18 protein-coding genes and 1 tRNA gene are annotated in these 20,153 nt (G+C 59.4%); 17 read left to right on the top strand and 2 right to left on the bottom strand.

The annotated features are described in order from the left end of the window. Positions 1 to 81: 81 nt before the first annotated feature. From V7660_RS05650 to hflX, 6 genes are all read left to right on the top strand, one after another. A complete protein-coding gene (locus tag V7660_RS05650; RefSeq protein WP_335602150.1) occupies positions 82 to 2,346 on the top strand; it encodes a sensor histidine kinase in 2,265 nt (754 codons plus the stop codon). 13 nt (positions 2,347 to 2,359) lie between these two features. Then, on the top strand, positions 2,360 to 3,748 hold the full coding sequence (gene ntrX, locus V7660_RS05645; RefSeq protein WP_335602149.1) for a nitrogen assimilation response regulator NtrX: 1,389 nt from the start codon (positions 2,360 to 2,362) through the stop codon (positions 3,746 to 3,748). Between the two features lie 22 nt (positions 3,749 to 3,770). Next, positions 3,771 to 5,144, top strand: a complete 1,374-nt coding sequence (gene trkA, locus V7660_RS05640) for a Trk system potassium transporter TrkA (RefSeq protein ID WP_335602148.1) — start codon at positions 3,771 to 3,773, stop codon at positions 5,142 to 5,144. A gap of 4 nt (positions 5,145 to 5,148) precedes the next feature. Beyond that, positions 5,149 to 6,555: a potassium transporter TrkG gene (locus V7660_RS05635; RefSeq protein ID WP_335602147.1), complete on the top strand. Its 1,407-nt coding sequence runs from the start codon at positions 5,149 to 5,151 to the stop codon at positions 6,553 to 6,555. A 79-nt stretch (positions 6,556 to 6,634) separates the two neighbouring features. Further along, a complete protein-coding gene (hfq, locus tag V7660_RS05630) occupies positions 6,635 to 6,883 on the top strand; it encodes an RNA chaperone Hfq (RefSeq protein WP_034812840.1) in 249 nt (82 codons plus the stop codon). A 6-nt stretch (positions 6,884 to 6,889) separates the two neighbouring features. Beyond that, positions 6,890 to 8,206 carry a GTPase HflX gene (gene hflX, locus V7660_RS05625; RefSeq protein ID WP_335602146.1) on the top strand — a complete coding sequence of 439 codons (1,317 nt, stop codon included), beginning with the start codon at positions 6,890 to 6,892 and terminating at the stop codon, positions 8,204 to 8,206. Here hflX and mazG read toward each other — a convergent pair. Further along, the gene (mazG, locus tag V7660_RS05620) at positions 8,193 to 9,029 is read right to left on the bottom strand and encodes a nucleoside triphosphate pyrophosphohydrolase (protein WP_335602145.1); all 837 of its coding nucleotides are present in this window, start codon (positions 9,027 to 9,029) and stop codon (positions 8,193 to 8,195) included. The two genes, hflX and mazG, sit on opposite strands and share 14 nt — an antisense overlap. A gap of 118 nt (positions 9,030 to 9,147) precedes the next feature. On the opposite strand from mazG, the gene V7660_RS05615 reads away from it, so the two are divergent. From V7660_RS05615 to maiA, 11 genes are all read left to right on the top strand, one after another. Then, positions 9,148 to 10,026, top strand: a complete 879-nt coding sequence (locus V7660_RS05615) for a 2-dehydro-3-deoxygalactonokinase (protein WP_335602144.1) — start codon at positions 9,148 to 9,150, stop codon at positions 10,024 to 10,026. Between the two features lie 54 nt (positions 10,027 to 10,080). Then, positions 10,081 to 10,956: an SMP-30/gluconolactonase/LRE family protein gene (locus V7660_RS05610; RefSeq protein WP_335602143.1), complete on the top strand. Its 876-nt coding sequence runs from the start codon at positions 10,081 to 10,083 to the stop codon at positions 10,954 to 10,956. 126 nt (positions 10,957 to 11,082) lie between these two features. After that, a complete protein-coding gene (secE, locus tag V7660_RS05605) occupies positions 11,083 to 11,292 on the top strand; it encodes a preprotein translocase subunit SecE (protein ID WP_335602142.1) in 210 nt (69 codons plus the stop codon). A gap of 46 nt (positions 11,293 to 11,338) precedes the next feature. Continuing rightward, positions 11,339 to 11,881, top strand: a complete 543-nt coding sequence (gene nusG, locus V7660_RS05600; RefSeq protein WP_335602141.1) for a transcription termination/antitermination protein NusG — start codon at positions 11,339 to 11,341, stop codon at positions 11,879 to 11,881. Positions 11,882 to 11,968: 87 nt separating this feature from the next. Then, positions 11,969 to 12,045, top strand: a tRNA-His gene (locus V7660_RS05595). A gap of 254 nt (positions 12,046 to 12,299) precedes the next feature. After that, the gene (locus tag V7660_RS05590; protein WP_335602140.1) at positions 12,300 to 13,478 is read left to right on the top strand and encodes an OmpA family protein; all 1,179 of its coding nucleotides are present in this window, start codon (positions 12,300 to 12,302) and stop codon (positions 13,476 to 13,478) included. Positions 13,479 to 13,590: 112 nt separating this feature from the next. After that, complete coding sequence (locus V7660_RS05585) at positions 13,591 to 14,850, top strand: hydrolase (RefSeq protein ID WP_335602139.1); 1,260 nt, start codon at positions 13,591 to 13,593, stop codon at positions 14,848 to 14,850. Continuing rightward, on the top strand, positions 14,851 to 15,885 hold the full coding sequence (locus V7660_RS05580) for an arginine N-succinyltransferase (RefSeq protein ID WP_335602138.1): 1,035 nt from the start codon (positions 14,851 to 14,853) through the stop codon (positions 15,883 to 15,885). 2 nt (positions 15,886 to 15,887) lie between these two features. Beyond that, positions 15,888 to 17,342, top strand: a complete 1,455-nt coding sequence (gene astD, locus V7660_RS05575) for a succinylglutamate-semialdehyde dehydrogenase (protein WP_335602137.1) — start codon at positions 15,888 to 15,890, stop codon at positions 17,340 to 17,342. A gap of 16 nt (positions 17,343 to 17,358) precedes the next feature. Next, entirely contained in the window at positions 17,359 to 18,681 is a 1,323-nt protein-coding gene (locus V7660_RS05570) for an N-succinylarginine dihydrolase (RefSeq protein WP_335602136.1), read from the top strand. Continuing rightward, entirely contained in the window at positions 18,681 to 19,319 is a 639-nt protein-coding gene (maiA, locus tag V7660_RS05565; RefSeq protein WP_335602135.1) for a maleylacetoacetate isomerase, read from the top strand. The genes V7660_RS05570 and maiA overlap by 1 nt, the downstream gene beginning before the upstream one ends. Here the strand turns inward: maiA and V7660_RS05560 are convergent. Then, positions 19,316 to 20,146, bottom strand: a complete 831-nt coding sequence (locus V7660_RS05560) for a hypothetical protein (RefSeq protein ID WP_335602134.1) — start codon at positions 20,144 to 20,146, stop codon at positions 19,316 to 19,318. The two genes, maiA and V7660_RS05560, sit on opposite strands and share 4 nt — an antisense overlap. Positions 20,147 to 20,153: the final 7 nt, after the last annotated feature.

The raw sequence follows: 20,153 nt of genomic DNA, 5'->3' as shown, positions 1-20,153 counted from the left end.
TGCACCACTGTTGCTTTTGAGGCACGTAAGTGTGTCTGAAGGGCAACGGGCCGGGGTGGCCATGTGTAGAGCGGTGTATCGTTGTCGAATGTACTGAGTCAGCAGGCCACGAAGGCAAGCTGGGCCCTCTTTGAAGGCCTATTCATTATCGCGGCCCTCGTGGCCGTGTTTGCGACCTTCATCGCCATTTCCGGCGTGGATCCCGACAATCCGACGGCTGGCGCCACGCCGTGGCTGCTCGGGCTGAATTTTGTCGTCATCATTGTCCTCGCCACAATCGTCGCCCGGGAATATCTCTCCATACAATCCAACAGTGAGAGCGAAGGGCGCGGCCGGCTCGCACGTCGCTTTGTCATGTTGTTCGGATTCTCTGCACTGGTGCCGTCCGCCATCGTCGCCGTCTTCCTGGGGGCCGTATTCACGCAAGGCCTCGACAACTGGCTGGGCGAGCGGGTCGATTCCGTCATGGAGAAGAATGCCGAAATCTTCCGCACCTATGTCGACAATTTCGAGACGACGTTCGATGTGGACGTGCGGCTCGCGGCGCTGGATGTCGAAAACTTCGCCCGCGAAGTAGAAGCCAATCTCGCGGATGCCGAAGCCGCCCGAAACCTGTCCACGGAAGCTTCGCTCGCATTCTCGGAAGGCCTTCGCTCCGAACTCGCTTTCCGGGATTTTCTCACCATTGCCATTCTCGGCGCGGACGGGGTCGAGCTGATCTCGCAGGAGAGCGTGCAGGATGCCATCCTGATCCCTCCTCCAGCCTCCGCCTTTGCGGAGGCCGACCAGGGGGAGATTGCGACCACCTTGTATGAAAACCGGGGTGTTGCGACGGCGCTGATTCATATTACCGAGCCGCTCGATGGCTACATCTATGCCGTGAAGAATTTCGACCGGAACGCGGCCGTGCGCCTGCGTGAGGCGGAAGCGGAAATCATCCAGTACAACAATGCCAAGCGGCAGGGCGGCCGGCTGCAGACCATCTTCGCCATCGGCTATGCGCAGATCGCGGCGCTGGTCCTGCTCCTCGCGGGTCGGCTCGGCCTTGAGGCGGCTGGCCGGGTTACAGGCCCCATCGGGCGCCTGGCGATCGCGGCTCACACTGTACGCGACGGGGATCTGACTGTGCGCGTTCCTGTCACCGGGGCGAAAGACGAAGTCTACGCGCTCAGCAAGTCATTCAATGCGATGACGGAGCAATTGTCCGAGCAGCGCAATGCCCTCATCCGGGCGCGGGAGGAGGAGGAGGATCGCCGCCGCTTCGTTGAAACCCTTCTGGCCGAGGTCAGCGCCGGGATCATCCGGATGGACGGCAACATGATCGTCACGCTGGCAAACCGGTCTGCGGGAGATTTGCTCGGAGTCGATGAAATCGAGGAAGGGGAGAGCCTGAGCCAAGTTGCCCCGGACTTCGTTCAATATGCACGGGATACGCTGCAACAGAATTCACCCGTTGATGCGTCCCTGGACCTCCACCGCAACGGAGCCGTACGGCATTTCAGGCTGAAGACAGCGCCTGATCCGGCTGGTGGCTGCGTTCTGACATTTGATGACACAACCCGGCTTGTGAATGCACAGCGCCAGCTTGCCTGGCGAGACGTCGCGCGCCGTATTGCGCATGAAATTCGCAACCCCCTCACACCGATCATGCTCTCCACGGAGCGTTTGCGCCGGCGCTATGCCGACAAGATTGATGACACAGACGGCGTGTTCGAGCGCTGTATTGAAACCATTCTCCGGCAAGTCGGCGATATTGGCCGCATGGTTGAGGAATTTTCGTCGTTTGCGCGGATGCCGAAGCCGAGCGCGAGCCGGTTCGACATGAAATCCCTGCTTCAGGCCACAAGCTTTTCGCAAGGCATGGTGAGCCCGGACATTGAGGTGGAGTTCGATGCGGACGCGGAAAACGTCAGCTATCTGGGAGATGAGCGCCTGATCGGGCAGGCCCTCGGAAACCTGCTCAAGAATGCGGCCGAGGCCATTGAAGGCATGCCTGAAGAGACTGAGGTGCAAGGTCATATCCGGGTCGTGCTGTCCGAAACGGACAAGGGCGTGGATATCACGATTGAGGACAATGGGCCGGGCTTCCCGGAAGATGCCCGCGATCGCCTGCTCGAACCCTATGTGACGACCCGCGAAAAGGGCACCGGGCTCGGCCTCGCCATCGTGAACCGGATCATCGCTGATCATGGCGGGTCTATTTCCCTCCAGAACCGGCTGGACGGACTGCGCGGCGCGCGCGTCCGGGTCTGGCTGCCCCACAATACATTGCGCGTGCACGAAGCGCTCGAAGCAACAACAGACGAAAACATGGAAGACTCTCCGGCCAGTGCCGGATTGGTGTAGAGGAGCTTGCAAAATGGCCTTGGACATTCTTGTAGTTGATGACGAGCCGGATATCCGTGAACTGATTGCGGGTGTCCTGGGAGATGAAGGGTATTCGGCGCGGACGGCTGAGACCGCCGAAAGGGCCCTGGAGGAAGTGCGGGCCCGAACGCCGCGACTCGTGGTGCTGGATGTCTGGCTGCAGGGCAGCGGCATGGACGGGCTGTCCTTGTTGAAATATTTGAAATCCATTGACCCGATCCTTCCGGTCATCGTGATCAGCGGGCACGGCAATATCGAGACCGCTGTCGCAGCGATTCGGCGCGGCGCGTATGACTTCATCGAAAAGCCGTTCAAGACTGATCGCCTGTTGCACATGGTTGAGCGCGCAATCGAGTCCGCTGCATTGAAGTATGAAAATGCATCCCTGAGAAACCGGGCAGGGGACAATGAGCAATGGATCGGCGAGAGCCAGGCCGCGGCGACGTTGCGGGCATCCATCGACAAGGTCGCCCCAACGAATTCCCGCGTCATGATCTCCGGGCCTGCCGGGTCCGGCAAGGAACTCGCGGCGCGTCTGATCCACCGGAATTCCCAGCGCGAGAGTGGGCCCTTCGTGGTCGTCAATGCGGCCACCATTGCGCCGGACCAGATGGAAATTGCCCTGTTCGGAGAAGAGGATTCCGAAGGCCGCACCACGCGGATTGGCCTGTTTGAAAAGGCCCACAACGGAACCTTGCTGCTGGATGAAGTGGCTGACATGCCTCTTGGCACCCAGAACAAGATCTTGCGGGTCCTGACCGAGCAGCGCTTTCAGAGGGTCGGGGGGAAATCCGATGTCAGCGTGGATGTGCGAGTCATGTCTGCGACCACCAAGGACATTCGCCATGAAATTTCTGAAGGGCGTTTCCGGGAAGATTTGTACTATCGGCTGAGTGTCGTACCCTTGCGGGTGCCGTCGCTGGCAGAGAGGCGAGACGATATTGGCGACCTCGTGACCTATTTCACCAACCGGATTGCTGATTCCTCCGGTCTGACGCCGCGGACGTTTTCCACCGAGGCCATGGCCGTGCTCCAGTCGATGGACTGGCCGGGCAATATTCGCCAGCTCCGCAACGTGGTCGAGCGGATCCTGATCCTGTCACCATCGGATTCGAGTCGGCCCGTCAGCGTGGACGAATTGCCGCGTGAACCCTCCGGGGTGCCGGGCGGGGCCGGGAAGAGCGGATCAGCCGAACTTGTCGGGCTGTCGCTCCGGGATGCTCGGGAGCAGTTCGAGCGGGAATACCTCGCTCTGCAGATCACGCGGTTCAATGGCAATATCTCCCGAACGGCAGAATTCATCGGCATGGAGCGTTCGGCCTTGCACAGAAAATTAAAGGCTTTAGGCGTAAATTCGAATCTTACTCGTCAGGACGGCTGAGGCCGTTGAGAGGCTGTAGACCATGCATGTTCTGATTTGCGGTGCGGGCCGTGTCGGGCACGGAATTGCCCGGCGTCTGGCACGCGAGAAGCATGACATCACCATCATCGACGAAAATCCGGACCTGGTCGACCAGGTTTCGACGGACCTCGATGTGCGCGGCTTCACCGGCCATGCGGCGCATCCTGACGTCCTGAAGAAGGCGGGTGCGGCCGATTGCGAGATGATCATCGCGGTGACGCATTTCGACGAAATCAATATGGTGATCTGCCAAATTGCCCACACGCTTTTTTCTGTTCCGTACAAGATCGCGCGGGTGCGGGAGCAATCTTACATCGACCCCGCCTGGAAGAACATCTTCTCCCGAGAGGGCCTGCCCATCGACATGGTGATCTCACCGGAAGTGGAGGTCGGCGAGGCCATCCTCCAACGCTTCCGGACACCCGGCGCCGTCATGAGCGCGACCTTTGGCAAGGGCAAGGTCCGGCTGCTCGGCCTTGAGATTGACGATAGCAATCCGTTGCTGGACACGCCTGTGGACCAGTTGCGGGGCTTGTTCCCGGATCTGTCGGCCCGGATCGTGGGCATTGGCCGGGGTGACTCCGTGCGCGCGCCGCGTTCCACGGACGTGCTCAAGCCGGGGGACAGGGCCTATGTCGCGGTGCTGGATGAACACGCTGACCGGCTGACCTCGATCTTCAATCGGGATTCTGAACAATCCGGCCATGTTGTGATCGTTGGCGGGGGCAATGTCGGCCTCTATGTCGCCACCACGCTTGAGCGGGAAGGCAAGAACCGGATCCGCCTGATCGAGCACAATACCGAGCGCGCCAATGAGGTCGTGTCCGAGGTCAAGCGGACCATCGTCATTCAGGGCGACGGGCTCAATCCCGATATTCTGGCTGAGGCCGGTGCGCCGAAAGCCGATTTCGTCGTCGCCATTACAAATGACGACAAGGCGAATCTTCTGATCTCCAATCTGGCCAAACGGGCCGGCGCCAAGCGGACGCTCGCCCTGGTCAACGCGACCGAACTTGCCGGGCTTGCGCGCGACCTGCGCGTTGATGCCGTGCTGGACCCGCGCGCGCTGACCGTATCGCAGATTCTGCTCCGCATGCGCCGGGGCCGCATCCTTGGTCTGCAATCCATCGAGGACGGCAAGGCCGAGGTCGCCGAAGGGATCACGCTGGAATCTTCTTCCCTGATCGGAAAGCCGCTCGGCTATGATGATTTGCCCGAAGGCATGACGGCTGCAGCCGTGATCCGGGGCAAGGAGGTGTTCATCGCCGGCCCGGATGTCGTGGTCCAGGCTGAAGATCATCTGATCATCTTCTATCAGGAAGAAATGGTCCGGAAGGTCGAGAAATACTTCCGGGTCAGTCCGGACTTCTTCTAGAGCCATGAATTACGCGTCTGTCGTCCGGGTTCTCGCTTTCCTGCTGCTCATTGTCGTGGTTGCGACCATTCCTTCGGTCTTCATGGCGATCGCGGCAGGCGAGACCAGCCAGACATTTGCATTTGGCGCGATGATCCTGTGCATCATCGTCGTCTCCAGCAGCGTGTTGCTGCTCACCCCAAAACCAACGCGCAAGGCCCGGCCGTCTGACGCGCTTGGAACGGTTATCCTGTGGTGGTTCATCACGCCGGTGGCGACCAGCCTGCCTTTCATCCTTGGGGTCGAAAATCAAAGCGTGCTCAGCGCCATTCATGAGGCCACTGCATGCCTGACGACGACCGGGCAATCCGTCATTGCCGTCCAGAATAATGAATGGCCCATCAGTCTCGTGGTGTGGCGCGGCATGCTGCACCTGTTGGGGGGGCTCGCCACAATCACTGCGGCGGCCAGTGTCCTTGCGGCGCTGAACCTCGGGGGGCCCGGTATTCACCGGACGGTGCTGTTCACCGTGCCGGAAACCAGCTTTTTCGACGCCGTTCCGCGCGTGGCCCGCGTGGTCAGCATGTTGATGGCAATTTCCATTCTCGTCCTGTTTGCTGCTTTGGTCTTCATGGGCGTCCCGGCAGAACGCGCGCTGGGGGATTCCGTGAGTGCTTTGACGACGGGACTGGTGCATCCACAGGGCATCATGCGGGCACCCCTCGATACGCTGCCGTCCATCGTGCTCGGGATCGGCCTGTTGGTGGGCGCCATGGGACTGGCCATCTGGCTGCCCCTCAAGGACCGCAAGCCTTTGAAAGCCATCACGGATCCGGAAGTGACCTTGTTCGTCGCCTTGCTCGGCGTGTTCGTCGCATTTGCCGTGGCCTCAGACCTGAACATGACCGAGGGATTGTCGTGGGCCCTGTCCGCCTTGTCGACGTCCGGCCTCTCTCTGTCCGATCCTGCCGACTATAATCGCATCCCGTTGCCCGTACTGGTCTTGCCAGCCCTGATCGGGGGATCGGCGCTGTCAGCCGCAGGCGGCGTCAAGATCGCGCGCTTCATCGTGCTCGCCCGGCGGGCGGGTCAGGAGTTTCGTCAACTCGGATATCGGCGCTCCATCCTCGGATTTCGCTTCCGGGACCGCGAATTGAACGAACGCAGTGTGATCGGGGTCTGGGTCTATCTGATTGGCTACGTGCTCTCCATTTTCCTGATCATGGCGGGGTTTGCCTTTCTGGGAGAGGATTTCGTGTCGGCCATACGCCTTGCGATTGGGAGCCTCACAAATTCGGCAGCGGTTCTGGGCAGTTATCCGATGGATTTGTCGGGCCCTGCGCAAGCATTGACCATTTTCTCAATGATTCTCGGGCGATTGGAGGTTCTGGCGCTGATTCCAGCCCTTTCCCTCAGCTTTTGGAGGGGTTAACCGCTGTTCCCACTTGCACTAGCGCTGTAATCCCGTTAGCGCGACACATAACAAGAACAGGCCAGATTGGATTTCCGTCATGTCCGCCGACAAAAAACAGAATTTGCAAGATACCTTCCTGAACGCCGTCCGGAAATCCCGGACTCCGTTGACCGTCTTCCTGGTTAACGGCGTTAAACTGCAGGGTGTGGTGACTTGGTTCGACAATTTCTGTGTTCTGCTTCGCGGCGACGGACGCCCGCCACAGCTTGTCTACAAGCACGCGATCTCTACAATTGCTCCAAGCGCCCCGGTGCAATTGTTTGATGAGGAAATGGATGCGGACTAGGCCCCTTTGACTGACAGGATGATTGATCGCACGCCGGTGCCCGAGGTGGCTGGCGTGATTATTCCTTGGTTCACACCCGCCAACAGACCAACTGAAGACCGGCTGCAGGAAACGGCAGGCCTCGTGGAAGCGCTTGGCTGCGATCTCGCTTTCCTGCGCGCCGAGCACGTTCGCAAAGTGAACTCATCTGTTCTGCTGTCGGGCGGTATCCTTGACCGGCTTGCGGAGGACCTTCGGGAAAACGACTGTACCATCGCCGTCATTGATGGCGACCTTACGCCCGTACAACAGCGCAACCTTGAGCGAAAGCTTGAGGTGAAGGTCATCGACCGGACAGGCCTGATCCTCGAAATCTTCGGCCTGCGTGCACGGACCAAGGAAGGCCGTCTTCAGGTCGAGCTGGCCCGGCTCCTCTATGAGCGCTCACGATTGGTGCGGACCTGGACCCATCTTGAGCGCCAGAGGGGCGGTGGCGGCTTCCTGTCCGGCCCCGGCGAAAGCCAACTCGAAGCAGACCGGCGGATGCTGGATGACAAGATTCTGCGCCTGCGCCGTGATCTGGACGATGTGAAGCGCACGCGCGCCGTGCAAAGGGCAGGGCGCAAGCGGAGTGGAAAGCCCGTGATTGCACTGGTGGGCTACACCAATGCCGGCAAATCGACCCTGTTCAACCAGATGTCTGGCGCTGACGTATTCGCGCGGGACATGCCGTTCGCGACGCTCGACCCAACGATCCGCAGGTTTGACCTGCCCACTCTCGGCGAAGCGGCCCTGATCGATACGGTTGGGTTCATCACAGATTTGCCGACCCATCTGATCGACAGCTTTCAGGCGACATTGGAAGAGGCGATGCAGGCAGACCTCCTGGTCCATGTGCGCGACCGGTCGAGCCGGGCAGACCTGGAACAGGCCGAAGATGTGATGATCGTGCTGGAGCAATTGGAGGCCGAGACCGGCCTGCCATTACCGCCCATGATCGAGGTCTGGAATAAAGCCGACCTTTTGCCAGAGGATCGTGCCGAGGCGCTTGCGTTCTCTGCACGTGGACCACTCGATACACCAGCCGTGCTCGTCTCTGCGTTGACAGGGACGGGGATCGACGAGCTGCTGGATCTCATCGAGGCCGTCCTGCTAAAGGGCGCGACCGAGATTGAATTGGAACTGGGCGCACAAGACGGGCGGGCGCGGGCCTGGTTGCACCGAAATGGGGAAGTCCTCTCGGAAACGACACTGGACAGCGGGAACGTCGTGATGACAACGCGCCTGCCCAATGACAGGCTGGGTCAATTCTATTCCGAATTTCCAGACCTTAATCCTGCCTGACGCGCTCCTGGTGTTTCACACGCTGCCATAGAGCCTCCTGCGCGTCGATATCGAGTGTCGCGAAGTCCTGACCAGCCTCATCAGCAAGCGCTTCCATTGCGCGGAAGCGGCGTTCGAACTTTGCATTGGCACGTCGCAAGGCCTGTTCGGGGTCCACATTGAGGCGGCGGCTGAGATTGGCCGCAACGAACAGCAAATCACCCAGCTCATCTTCTATCTTGTCCGGGTCGCCAGTTTCGATTGCCTCCCGGACCTCGTCGGTTTCCTCGGTGAGCTTGTCGAAGATGGGATCGGCTTCGGTCCAGTCGAAACCGACTCGCGCCGCCCGCTTCTGGAGCTTCTCTGCGCGAAGCAGTGACGGCAAGGCCAGGGCGACGCCGTCCAGCGCGCTGGAGGGGCCGTTGCTCTTGTCCTTGCCAGCACGCTCCTGAGCCTTGATCACTTCCCACGCGGCGACCTGTTGGTCGGCCGTTCGCGTGTCCTCATTTCCGAACACATGCGGATGACGGCGGATCATCTTGGCATTGATTGCATCGACGACGTCGGCGATTTCAAACGCACCCACCTCCTTCGCCATCTGGCTATGGAACACGACCTGAAAGAGCAGGTCGCCAAGCTCTTCCTTCAACTCGTTCATCTCTTCGCGCTGGATGGCGTCGGCGACTTCATACGCCTCCTCGATCGTGTAGGGCGCGATGGTGGAAAAGTCCTGCGCGACATCCCAGGCACATCCTGTTTCCGGGTCCCTTAGCTTCGCCATGATTTCGATCAGGCGGGACATGGCATGAGCGGCGGACGGGTGGGAATGGGCATCATCAGTCATTCCGTCTGACTAGCCCGACTCCCCACAGAAAGCGACCGGCTTGATTGACAAGACTTCCAACTCACGCGACGGGATTGGATGCGCAAATCGCACCCCTTCCTACAGGATAGATGACGAGATGACGCTCACACCTTCCCTCATTGGCGTATCGATCACCGGGAACCGCTTTCGGGCTTGGGCCTATGATGCTGACGGGGACGTGCTGCACACATGCCAGTCAGCCAATCTGCGGTCAGGCCCGGTGGGACCAGGGGCCGATCAGATCCGGGCTGTCCTTGACAGCTGGCGGCGCGATTTCACCGGCGCCTGCCCAATCCTGGTAAGTGGAGCCAGGGATTCTCAACAGGGCGGAATGGAGAACCATCATCCCCGCGTGCCGTTCCGGCTGGAGGATATTGGCGCAAGTCTCCACAGGGATCAGGACGTCTTGTTCATTCCCAGCCTGGTTCAGACTGCGCCCCCGGATATCACCTATGGCGCCGAGACCAGCCTGTTCGGGATCGAGCAGCCGAACGGCCTTGTCTGCATGCCAGACGATTTGACAGTACATTTCAGCCTCGAGACCGGCCGGGTGACCGGGTTCACAACCGAACTCACCCGGGAAATTCACGGGGCCATACTGGCGCGGGAGCGCGCGGTTTCAGCCGGGCTCCCTGAACAGGTATTTTCCGAGAGCGTTTTCGTGGAATGGGTGGAGCGGTCGCTCGACACGGAAAACGCTGTATCCGCCTATGCCGTTCACGCGGCGGTATGGACTCGGCAGCTGGCTCCGCAGCACTATGAGTGCGCCTTGTCAGGCTTGTTGATTGGCGCCGATGTCGCTGCTCATTATGATCCCGGTGACGATGTGATTCTCATTGCCGACGATATTAACCTGACCCGGTACGGTTTGGCGCTGGATGCCCTCGACGCGGACGTCTTGGAGTATTCGGCGGAAGACTGCCTGACGGACGGCTTGTGGGAGATTGCAGAGCTTGCTGGTCTGTTGGCAGACTAGCCGATACGATTGACCTATCGGCGCCAACAGCCGGGATGAGGATATTCGATGTTCATGACGCCGGAATGTGTCGCACCGACAGGGTGCACGCTTGGCGAGGGTCCGCTCTGGAGCCCGTCGGAAGGTTTCCTTTGGTGGGTGGATATCAAGCGGGCAAAGCTCCATCGGTTCAATCCGCGAACAGGCAATACACGCCGTTACGACCTTCCGATCCGGGCCAGCACGATTGCCCTGCATGACGGTAGCATCCTGATGGCGGGCGATCAGGAAATCGGCGTCTATGACCCTTCAACCGAAGCCTATGAACGACTGGCGGTCCTGCAGGGCGAGCCGGAAACCAATCGCACCAATGATGGCGGCATCGCACCGGACGGCTCGCTCTGGTTCGGCACAATGGACGACGCGGGAAAAGCCGCGCAGGGCAATTACTACAAATTCAGTCCTGGCGGGACGGTCGAAGCGCTACGCCTTCCCTCCGTTCTGATGACCAACACGTTCCAGTTTTCGCCCGATGGAACGAAATTCTACACTTGCGATTCCGCCGAACAGGAAATCCTGTCGTTTGATCATGAACAGGAGACAGGCAAGCTGACAGGACGAAAGGTCCTGGCCGACACGTTTGAACTCGCTGGGTACCCGGATGGGTCGGCGATCGATTCGGAAGGGTGCCTCTGGACTTGCCTGTGGGACGCATCCCGGGTGATCCGATTGACGCCTGAGGGAGAGATTGACCGGATCATTGTTCTGGCGGCAACACGTCCGACCAGCGTGGCATTTGGTGACGAAGACCTGAAGACTCTGTTCATTACGACAGCGCGGGCAGGACTGTCCTTTCCCCAGCTGGATGCGCGGCCCCTGTCGGGAAGTTTGTTTGCGATTCGCGTCGAGGTTCCGGGGTTGCCGCCGCGTGAATTTGGAAAATCACTTTGATGGGAGCGTTTCCCTTGCAGGCCGTACACAAGACCCCACCTAGTCTTGATAATGCTGCCGGTGTACTTAACCGTGGACGTGGCGGCTCAAAACCGCTAACTCCCCGCTTTTCAAGAGAGAGTCGGAATGGCCGATAAGGTGAAAAAGAAGCGCGTAGGTCCAATTACCTTCTTTCGGCAGGTTCGTGCCGAAGGGAACAAGGTGACGTGGACGTCCCGTCAGGAAACGATCCAGGCAACGATTTTCGTCGTTATCATGTCGATCCTGATCGCCCTTTTTCTGTTCTTGGCCGATTTCATCATCAATTTGGCCGTTAAGGCGATAACGGGCCTCTGAGACCAGAACGGCCCGTCAACATTTCACTAGGGAGCGCGTAGGCCTCATGGCTGAAGCCAAATGGTACATTGTCCATGCTTATTCCAACTTCGAGAAAAAGGTCGCTTCGACCATTCTCGAACAGGCGGAACGCAAAGGACTGGCAGACCTGATCGAAGACATGCAGGTGCCGACTGAGGAAGTCGTCGAAGTCGCACGCGGCAAGAAAAAGACCGTCGAGCGCCGCTACTTCCCGGGGTATGTCCTGATGAAGGCCGTCATGACCGACGACGTGTATCACCTGGTCAAGGACACACCAAAAGTATCCGGCTTCCTCGGAGCTGAAGGGGGCAAGAAGCCTCTGCCGGTTCGCCAGCGTGAAGTCGATCGCATCCTTGGCACGTCGACTGATTCGGCCGCGGAGCGTCCACGTCCGCAGATTTCGTTCGAAATCGGTGAGCAGGTCCAGGTCAATGATGGTCCGTTCCAGGGTTTCGAAGGATCTGTGGAGGAAATCGACGAGGAGAACGGCCGTCTGAAAGTGACCGTCTCCATCTTTGGCCGCGGAACTCCGGTCGATCTCGAATTCGAACAAGTCGCAAAAGTCTGATCAGCCATGTGAATCGGCTGGAGTGCAGTTGCGCCTCAGAGTTTTGCTTGAATCCAAACGAATTGAGCGGTATTTGCCGCTCATCGTGCCGCCTTAGCTCAGTTGGTTAGAGCACTAGATTGTGGATCTAGGGGTCCCCCGTTCGAGCCGGGGAGGCGGTACCATTTTCCTAATTTCAGGCCGTCCTGCCGTTGAAATCATTGACGATTCGAAGCTTTCCAATATTTGACGAGTTGGCAACAATCTGTTGCAATTGGGTCGCGGTATTCAAAAATGCCGTCATTCAACTGATACGCGAGTCTAATAAGGGTCGCAGTATCTGGTAAATGCGTTTATTCAGGAACCATTCGGGATTCTACCCGTATGAACCTGCGGCCGAGGACAATCCCGTCATTCGGCACACAAAAGGGGATTGAGTATGAAGAAAACTCTTATGTGCGCGACAGCCGCGGCCGCATTCGCGTCTGCCGGCTTTGTCGCACATGCAGAGGACGGGTGGTATGCCCGTGCCGATGCGACCTACGGATTTGATGGCAAGCTCGACCACGATCCTGCTGAGCAGGACGTCAACGCCACGATGGGCGGCATGTCCGACGCTGACGAATCTCTCGGCTTTGGTCTTGGTCTTGGCTACGGTTTCGATAACGGTTTCCGCCTTGAAGGCGCTGCTGGTTACAGCGATGACGATCTGACCGTTCCTGCCACGTTCAATGGCACCGCCCCAGTCGGCGCGGTTTCCCAGACTGCAGGCAACCTGCAAGTCATGGAACTGATGCTGAATGGTATCTACGACTTCAATCCTGAAGGCGTGATCCAGCCATATGTTGGTCTCGGTATCGGCGTTCTGCGCGCGAATGCGAAAGCGAACAATCTGGTTTACACCGACGGCACGGACACTTCCGGAGCCAACGGTTTCTCTGACAGCGACACCGGCTTCGGTTACCAGGGTCTTCTGGGCCTCGGCTACAAGGTTTCTGACCAGCTGACGCTGGACCTCGGCTATCGTTACAAGGTTGCCGAAGATCTTGAATTCGCTGGCTACAATGGCGGCGCTAACTATGACGCCGACTACACGTCGCATGTGGCGACGGTCGGCCTGCGTTATGCATTCGGTGCGACGCCTCCGCCACCACCGCCTCCTCCGCCACCACCCCCGCCTCCGCCACCACCACCTCCGCCACCACCGCCTCCGCCACCGCCGCCACCTCCGACGACGACAACGGATGCCCCTGAAGTTGTGTGCTCCAGCCTCAACCAGGAATTCGTGGTGTACTTCGAGTGGGATCGTGCGGATCTGACGAGCCAGGCGGCTGCTGTTATCGACCAGGCCGTCGCTAACATTAATGGCGAAGCCGGTTGTACGCCGAACTCGGTGTCGATCGCCGGTCACACGGATACCTCCGGTGCCAGCGCTTATAACCAGCGTCTGTCCCAGCGTCGCGCTGATGTCGTGGCAAACGCTCTCGCTGCTCGCGGTATCGACTCGTCGATCATCGAAGAAGAAGCGAAGGGTGAGACGGATCTGGCTAAAGCGACCCGCGATGGTGTTCGCGAGCCTCTGAACCGCCGTTCGGAAGTCGTGATCACTGTTCAGTAATCGCTGACTCTCAAATATGAAGACGGCCCGGCAGGAGACTGCCGGGCCGTTTTTGTTTGGGCCCGTGTTGATCGCACTTGCCCACCCTAGTTTCCTGTGAAACCAAGAGACCATGGATACATTGCAATCACTCAGCCCGGACGATGAGGCCGCGCGTGAGCGTCTCTTCAGCGCCAGCCACGACATGGTGCAACGCACCTGTAGCTGGTCTGATATCAACACCGGCAGCTGGAACACGGCGGGCCTGGAGGCCTTTGCTCCAATGCTCGCGGATGCATTTTCTGAATTGCAGGCAGATGTCGATGTGATCGAGACCGAAGGCTTCGAAGCCGTCGGTGCATCCGGCAAAGCCGAGATGCAAATGACGGGACCGGTTATCGAGGTGACAGGCCGTCCGGATGCCGACGTTCAGATCATCATGTCCGGGCATTATGACACGGTATTTCCGGCGGGCACGTTCCAGGGTGTCACTGATCTCGGAGACGGGCGCCTGAACGGACCTGGTATGGCAGACATGAAGGGTGGGCTATGCGTCATGCTTGAGGCCCTGAAGGCCTTCGAAGCCGGACCGCTCAAAGATCGCTTGGGTTACCGGATTGTCCTGACCCCAGATGAAGAAATCGGGAATTTTGCAAGTGCCCAATACCTGACCCGTGCGGCAAAGTCCGGCGCCATGATCGGCATGACCTATGAGCCAGCCATGGAAACAGGGGCCATGTCAGGCGGGCGCAAAGGCTCCGCAGTGTTTGATATCGTCCTGCACGGGAAGGCCGCACATGCTGGCCGGGCCAAGGAAGAAGGACGTAGCGCCATTGAGGCCGCTGCAGAGCTCGTCCTCGGTCTGGAAGCGCTGAATGGGCAACGTGAGGGCGTCACCTTCAATGTGGGATCGATCGATGGTGGATCTGCCGTCAATATCGTGCCGGATCTTGCCATCGTCCGTTTTGGCGCGCGCGCGCCGGATGCAGACAGCGCAGAATGGGCCACAACGGAAACCCGAAAGCTGTTTGAGCGGGCGATTGCGCGCAACGGTATCAGCGGACATTTGCATGGCGGCTTCTACCGTCCGCCCAAACCCAGAAATGCCGCTCAGCAGGCGCTGTTTGATGCGGTTCATGCGACCGGGCAGGCCATTGGGCTGGATCTGGAATTTGTCGACACAGGCGGCGTGTGCGAAGGCAACAATATCTTTGCGGCGGGCGTGCCCAATGTGGATACGCTCGGTGTGCGCGGGGGCCGGATCCATTCGAATGAAGAATATGTCGTGACTGACAGCTTTGCTGAGCGGGCGACACTCTCTGCTCTATTGCTGAACCGCCTTGCGGATGGCCGACTCGATGCGCGGCGGATCAAGTCACTCATGGGGCAATAGATGACACCCTATGTAATGCGCCCGTCGAGACTGGATGACCTGTCTGCCCTTATGGAACTAGCGGAATTGTCCGGACCGGGGTTCACGAGCCTGCCCGTGGACGAAGCCATCTTGAAGGACCGACTTGAGAAGTCTGACAAGGCATTTCACGGCCGTCTCGAAAAGATCGAGTACGGAAAATATCTTCTGATGATGGAAGATGCCGGCACCGGCGAAGTAGTCGGCTGTTCCGCCGTGAAGGCGGGTACAGGTATTGACCAGCCCTTCTTCAACTACCGGATCATCACCCTGTCGCAGGCGAGCCAAGCCGCTGGCAATATGCGCTTCGACATGGATGCGCTCGTCCTGACAAATGAATATGTCGGGTTCACCGAAGTCGGCACATTGTTCCTCAAAGCCAACCATCGTGGTGGCGGCGCCGGGCGGCTCGCGGCTCAGTCGCGTTATCTCCTGATGGCAACCGACCCTGCTCGCTTCGGGGACAAGGTCCTCGCTGAACTGCGCGGGGTCATCGATGCGAATGGGGTGTCCTCCTTTTGGGAATGCCTCGGCCGGCATTTTTTCCGCATGGATTTTGACGAAGCCGACAGGCTGTCCGCGACGACGGACAATCAGTTCATTTGCGACCTGATGCCGAAATATCCGATCTATGTCGATCTGTTGCCGCCTGAAGCTCGGGAAGTGATCGGACGGTGTCATTCCGAGGGCGTAGGGGCTTACAAGCTGTTGCAGTGGGAAGGCTTCGAATTCGACAGGACCGTAGACATCTTCGATGGTGGACCGCTGGTTGCGACGCAAAAGCGGCACCTGCGAACCATCCAGGAAAGCCGGGAGGTAAATCTTGAGCTTGCCGCGAATGTGGACGACGAAACCTTTCGTCAGGGCCTTGTCTCGACGGACCAACTTCCAGATTTTCGCGTGAGCCAGGCCATGCTCGCGCTGCAAGGCGACGACACTGCGGTCACGACTGCGGACGTGTTTGAAAAGCTCCGGATCAAACCTGGAGCGAAGACCCGTATCTGGGTGAGGAGCTGAAGATGAGCGATGCCGTCTGGATCGACGGGGAATGGCGCAGCGGCAATGGACCGAAGTTCCAGAACTACTGTCCGGCCACGGGCGACATGGTATGGGAAAGCGCATCCGCGAATGCGGGCGATGTAACTGCCGCCGTCGAGAGCGCGCGACGCGCCTTTCATGAATGGTCGCGCACGCCGCAAAGTGAACGCACCGCCATTCTCGAGGCGTATGCGGATGAAATCGGCAAGCGCACGGACGCAATAGCTGAAGTGATTAGCCGGGATATGGGTAAGGCGCTTTGGGAGTCTCGGGGCGAAGCCGCCACAATGAAAGCCAAGGTCGCCGTCTCGATTGCGGCGCAGGTGGAACGTGCCGGCGGAAAGGTGCAGGAGGCTGCATTCGGCTCCATGCATCTGACGCATCGCGCACACGGCGTCATGGCGGTCTATGGTCCGTTCAATTTTCCCGGCCACTTGCCGAACGGGCATATCGTGCCGGCGCTACTGGCCGGGAACACGTGCGTATTCAAACCCTCCGAACTGGCGCCGGGTGTAGCGGCCATTATGGCGGAAGCATTTGCCGCAGCGGGCCTGCCCGCGGGCGTGCTGAACATCGTGCATGGGGGCAGGGAGACAGGTGGCGCCCTGCTCAATGCAGACATCAATGGCCTGTTGTTCACAGGATCGGCGGATACAGGCGTATTCTTCCACAAGCACTTCGCTGGGCGTCCGGAAGTCATCTTGGCCTTGGAGATGGGTGGCAATAACCCGCTGATTATCTGGGACCCCGCTGATGTGGAGGCCGCTGCTGACATCGCGGCGCAATCGGCCTTTCTCACGACAGGACAGCGTTGTTCCTGCGCGCGCCGGGTGATCCTGCCAGAAGGCGCTTTTGGCGACTCGGTGATTGAGGCCATCGTCGCGCGGGCGAAAGGGCTCAAGATCGGCGCCTGGAATGAAGACGATATCTTCATGGGGCCGCTCGTATCCGAGCAGGCCGCCACCAATGCGATCGAGTTCCAGACCATGATCTCCAAGAAGGGCGGCAAGAGCCTGCGCCGGCTGAAGCGCATGGACCGGGGAGGCGGGTTCGTGACGGCTGGCGTGATCGATGTGACCAACGCCTCGGATATTCCGGATGAGGAATTGTTTGGCCCTCTGATGCAGATCATTCGTGTTCCGGATTTCGACACCGCCCTGCAACGCGCAAATGCCACTCGCTATGGCCTTTCCGGGGGACTCATCAGTGATGACGACGCGCTATGGGTCAAGGCACACACGGAAATGCGGGCGGGCATTCTGAACCGAAATCGCCCGACAGCTGGCGCAAGCGGCGCGATGCCCTTCGGCGGGCCGGGCCTGTCCGGGAATTTCCGTCCGGGCGCATACTATGCTGCAGACTATTGCGCATGGCCCCAGGCCAGCCAGGTATCTCACACGGCGACACGCCTGAGCGCACAGGGCTTTCCCAAATAACTTTGACGAGAGGATTATGAGCGTGGCGCACGAGGTGAACTTTGATGGCCTGATCGGGCCCAGCCATAATTATGGCGGCCTCTCCGACGGCAATCTTGCAAGCGCCGCAAACTCCGGAGATATCGCCAATCCCCGCGAGGCGGCGCTGCAAGGCCTCGAAAAGATGCGGATGCTGATGGGCCATGGGCTCGTTCAGGGTGTGTTGCCGCCATTGCCGCGTCCGAACTTTGATCTCCTCGTGTCTGCCGGCTTTCGCGGCAGTGACGCCCAGATCATTGAAGCCGCAGCGAAGACTGCGCCACGCCTTCTTAAGGCAGCGTATTCAGCTTCCAGCATGTGGACCGCCAATGCGGCCACCGTATCCCCCTCAGCGGACACTGAGGATGGCAGGCTTCACCTGACAACTGCAAATCTGTCGACCATGCTACACCGCGCGCAGGAACATCCGGACACGACGGCAAGCCTTGTATCGATCTTTGCGGACGATGAGAAATTTGCAATTCATGGCGCACTCCCCATGCATCCGGATTTCTCGGATGAGGGTGCTGCCAACCATGTCAGGCTCTGCGGCTCTCATGGAGAAGAGGGGGTCGAACTGTTTGTGTTCGGCCGTGAGGCTGGCGAAAGCACAACAGGTTTTCCGGCGCGGCAGACGCGGCTGGCAAGCGAATCCGTGGCACGCGCGCATGGGCTGGAATCCGACCGAAGCGTCTTTATCCGTCAGTCCCGCGCGGCGATTGATGCCGGGGCCTTTCACAATGATGTTGTCTCGGTAGGCGCGCTTGATACGCTCTTCTTCCATGAACTCGCGTTCGAGGACACGAACGCCGCCATGGAATCAATCCGCAGGGCTTCCGCCGGGCTGTTTGAGTTCCAGCCGGTGATGGTGCCGCTCGCAGAAGTACCGATCGAAGATGCCATCCGCGCCTATCTGTTCAATTCCCAGCTCCTGAAGATACCCGGCGAGGACCGCCTCGTCCTCGTTGCGCCAACGGAGACCGAGGAAACCGAGTCCACGCGCGCCTATTGCGAGCGACTGGTCGACAGCAATGGCCCTATTGGAAAAGTCATCTACGCGGACGTGCGCCAGTCCATGCGGAACGGGGGAGGGCCTGCCTGCCTGAGACTGCGGGTGGTGATGACCGAAGACGAGATCGACGCCTGTCATCAAGGCGTGTTGATGGATGATGAAACCATCGACGAATTGCAGGACGTGATCCGGAAGACGTATCGCGACCGGGTGGCGCCGTCAGACCTCGGCGATCCAGCGTTTGCCGACGAATGCCGTGAAGCGCGGGAAGCCTTGTTGAACGTGCTCGATCTCGAAGGGCTTTGCTGATGATCCGCATCTACGATTACTGGCGATCCTCGGCGTCGTACCGCGTACGCATTGCGCTCCATCTGAAAGGCGCAGAATTCGAGACGGTCCAGGTAAACATCGCGCCCGGCGCGGATGAGCAGTTTGGAGAGCCATACCGCACGGCAAATCCACAAATGCGGGTGCCGTCGGTGGAGATCGATGGTGAGGCGGTCGGCCAATCCATGGCAATCCTGGAGTGGATCGAGGAGACTTTGCCTGGCCCTTCCATCCTGCCGTCAGATCCGGTGAAGCGTCTGCAGGCGCGTGCCTTTGCCGATACCATCGCCTGTGACATTCACCCCTTGAACAATCTGTCCGTGCTCAAGGAATTGCGGACCAGCTTTGGCGCCGACGAGGCTGCGATCAAGCGCTGGTATCATGAATGGATCCGGCGTGGGTTTGACGCGCTGGAGCAACAGGTTGCGACTTGGAGCGCCGAGCGTTTCCTGTTTGATGACGTGCCCAGCATCGCAGAGATCGCGCTTGTCCCACAGGTTTATAATGCCCAGCGGTACGACATGGATTTGTCTGCCTACCCCACTTTGATGGCCGTGACAGAGAAATGCCTGACACTACCAGCTTTCAGGAAAGCAGCGCCGACAAAGCCTGAGGCTTAGTTTCCGTCGCCCTCGAGTTTTTCGTCTGTCTCTCCAGGACGGCGGATATCAACAATCTCGACCTCCTCGAAATCCCCGAGCGGTTCGGCCATCTTGCCGACATTGGCCTCTAGCCATTCCGGGAAGCTGGCGACCATTTCGCCGCCGGGCGTGCTCTCGCTTGTCAGGGTCCAGAGACCTTTTTCGCGATGTGCCGGGACGACCATCTGGCAGCTTGCCGCCTCGTTGAGGCGGTCATTGCAGTAGGGAAGTGGCTCTTCCACTGGTGCCTGCTGCTCGTTCGAATCGAGCGGGGGGATGCCATCTTTCGTATCCGAAATGGACAGGAAGCCCCCGAAACGCTCCCGCAGGGAAGCGTCCTGTTCAAGACGAGCCAGAATGGAAACGGGAATGGGCCGGTCATGCGCGATGATCAGGGCGCGGCCCTTATTGTCTCGGCGCAGGTAGCTCTCGAAAGCGCGGGTCAAATCGTCATTGGTCGCGTTGTCGCGATAGAGCGGCGAATACACTTCGCCAATCGATTCGAGCGAGGCTTTCAGGGATTGGGCCTGCCGGCGGCCGCGGAGTTCGCGCTTCTGCAAGCCGGATTGCGTGGTTCCGCGCAGCGCGGAATCTTCGCTGATCAGGAAAACGTCTACACCCCATCCATCGACCCAGACCGGGTTGGGTTCTTCCACAGGAAGCGCAGACCAGCTTGAATCTTCAGCATATTTCAGCGGATCGAGTTCCAGTTGCGGCCGGGGGGAGATGAATGTGTTCCAGACCCATGGACCCGCGCCAATCGCGAGCACTGCCGCAATCGCGATCAATACAGTGAAACGTTTCATCTGGGGT

This window comes from Hyphomonas sp., assembly GCF_036964145.1.
In the GTDB taxonomy this organism is placed as follows: Bacteria; Pseudomonadota; Alphaproteobacteria; order Caulobacterales; family Hyphomonadaceae; genus Hyphomonas.
This window is presented reverse-complemented; position numbering and strand designations above follow the sequence as displayed.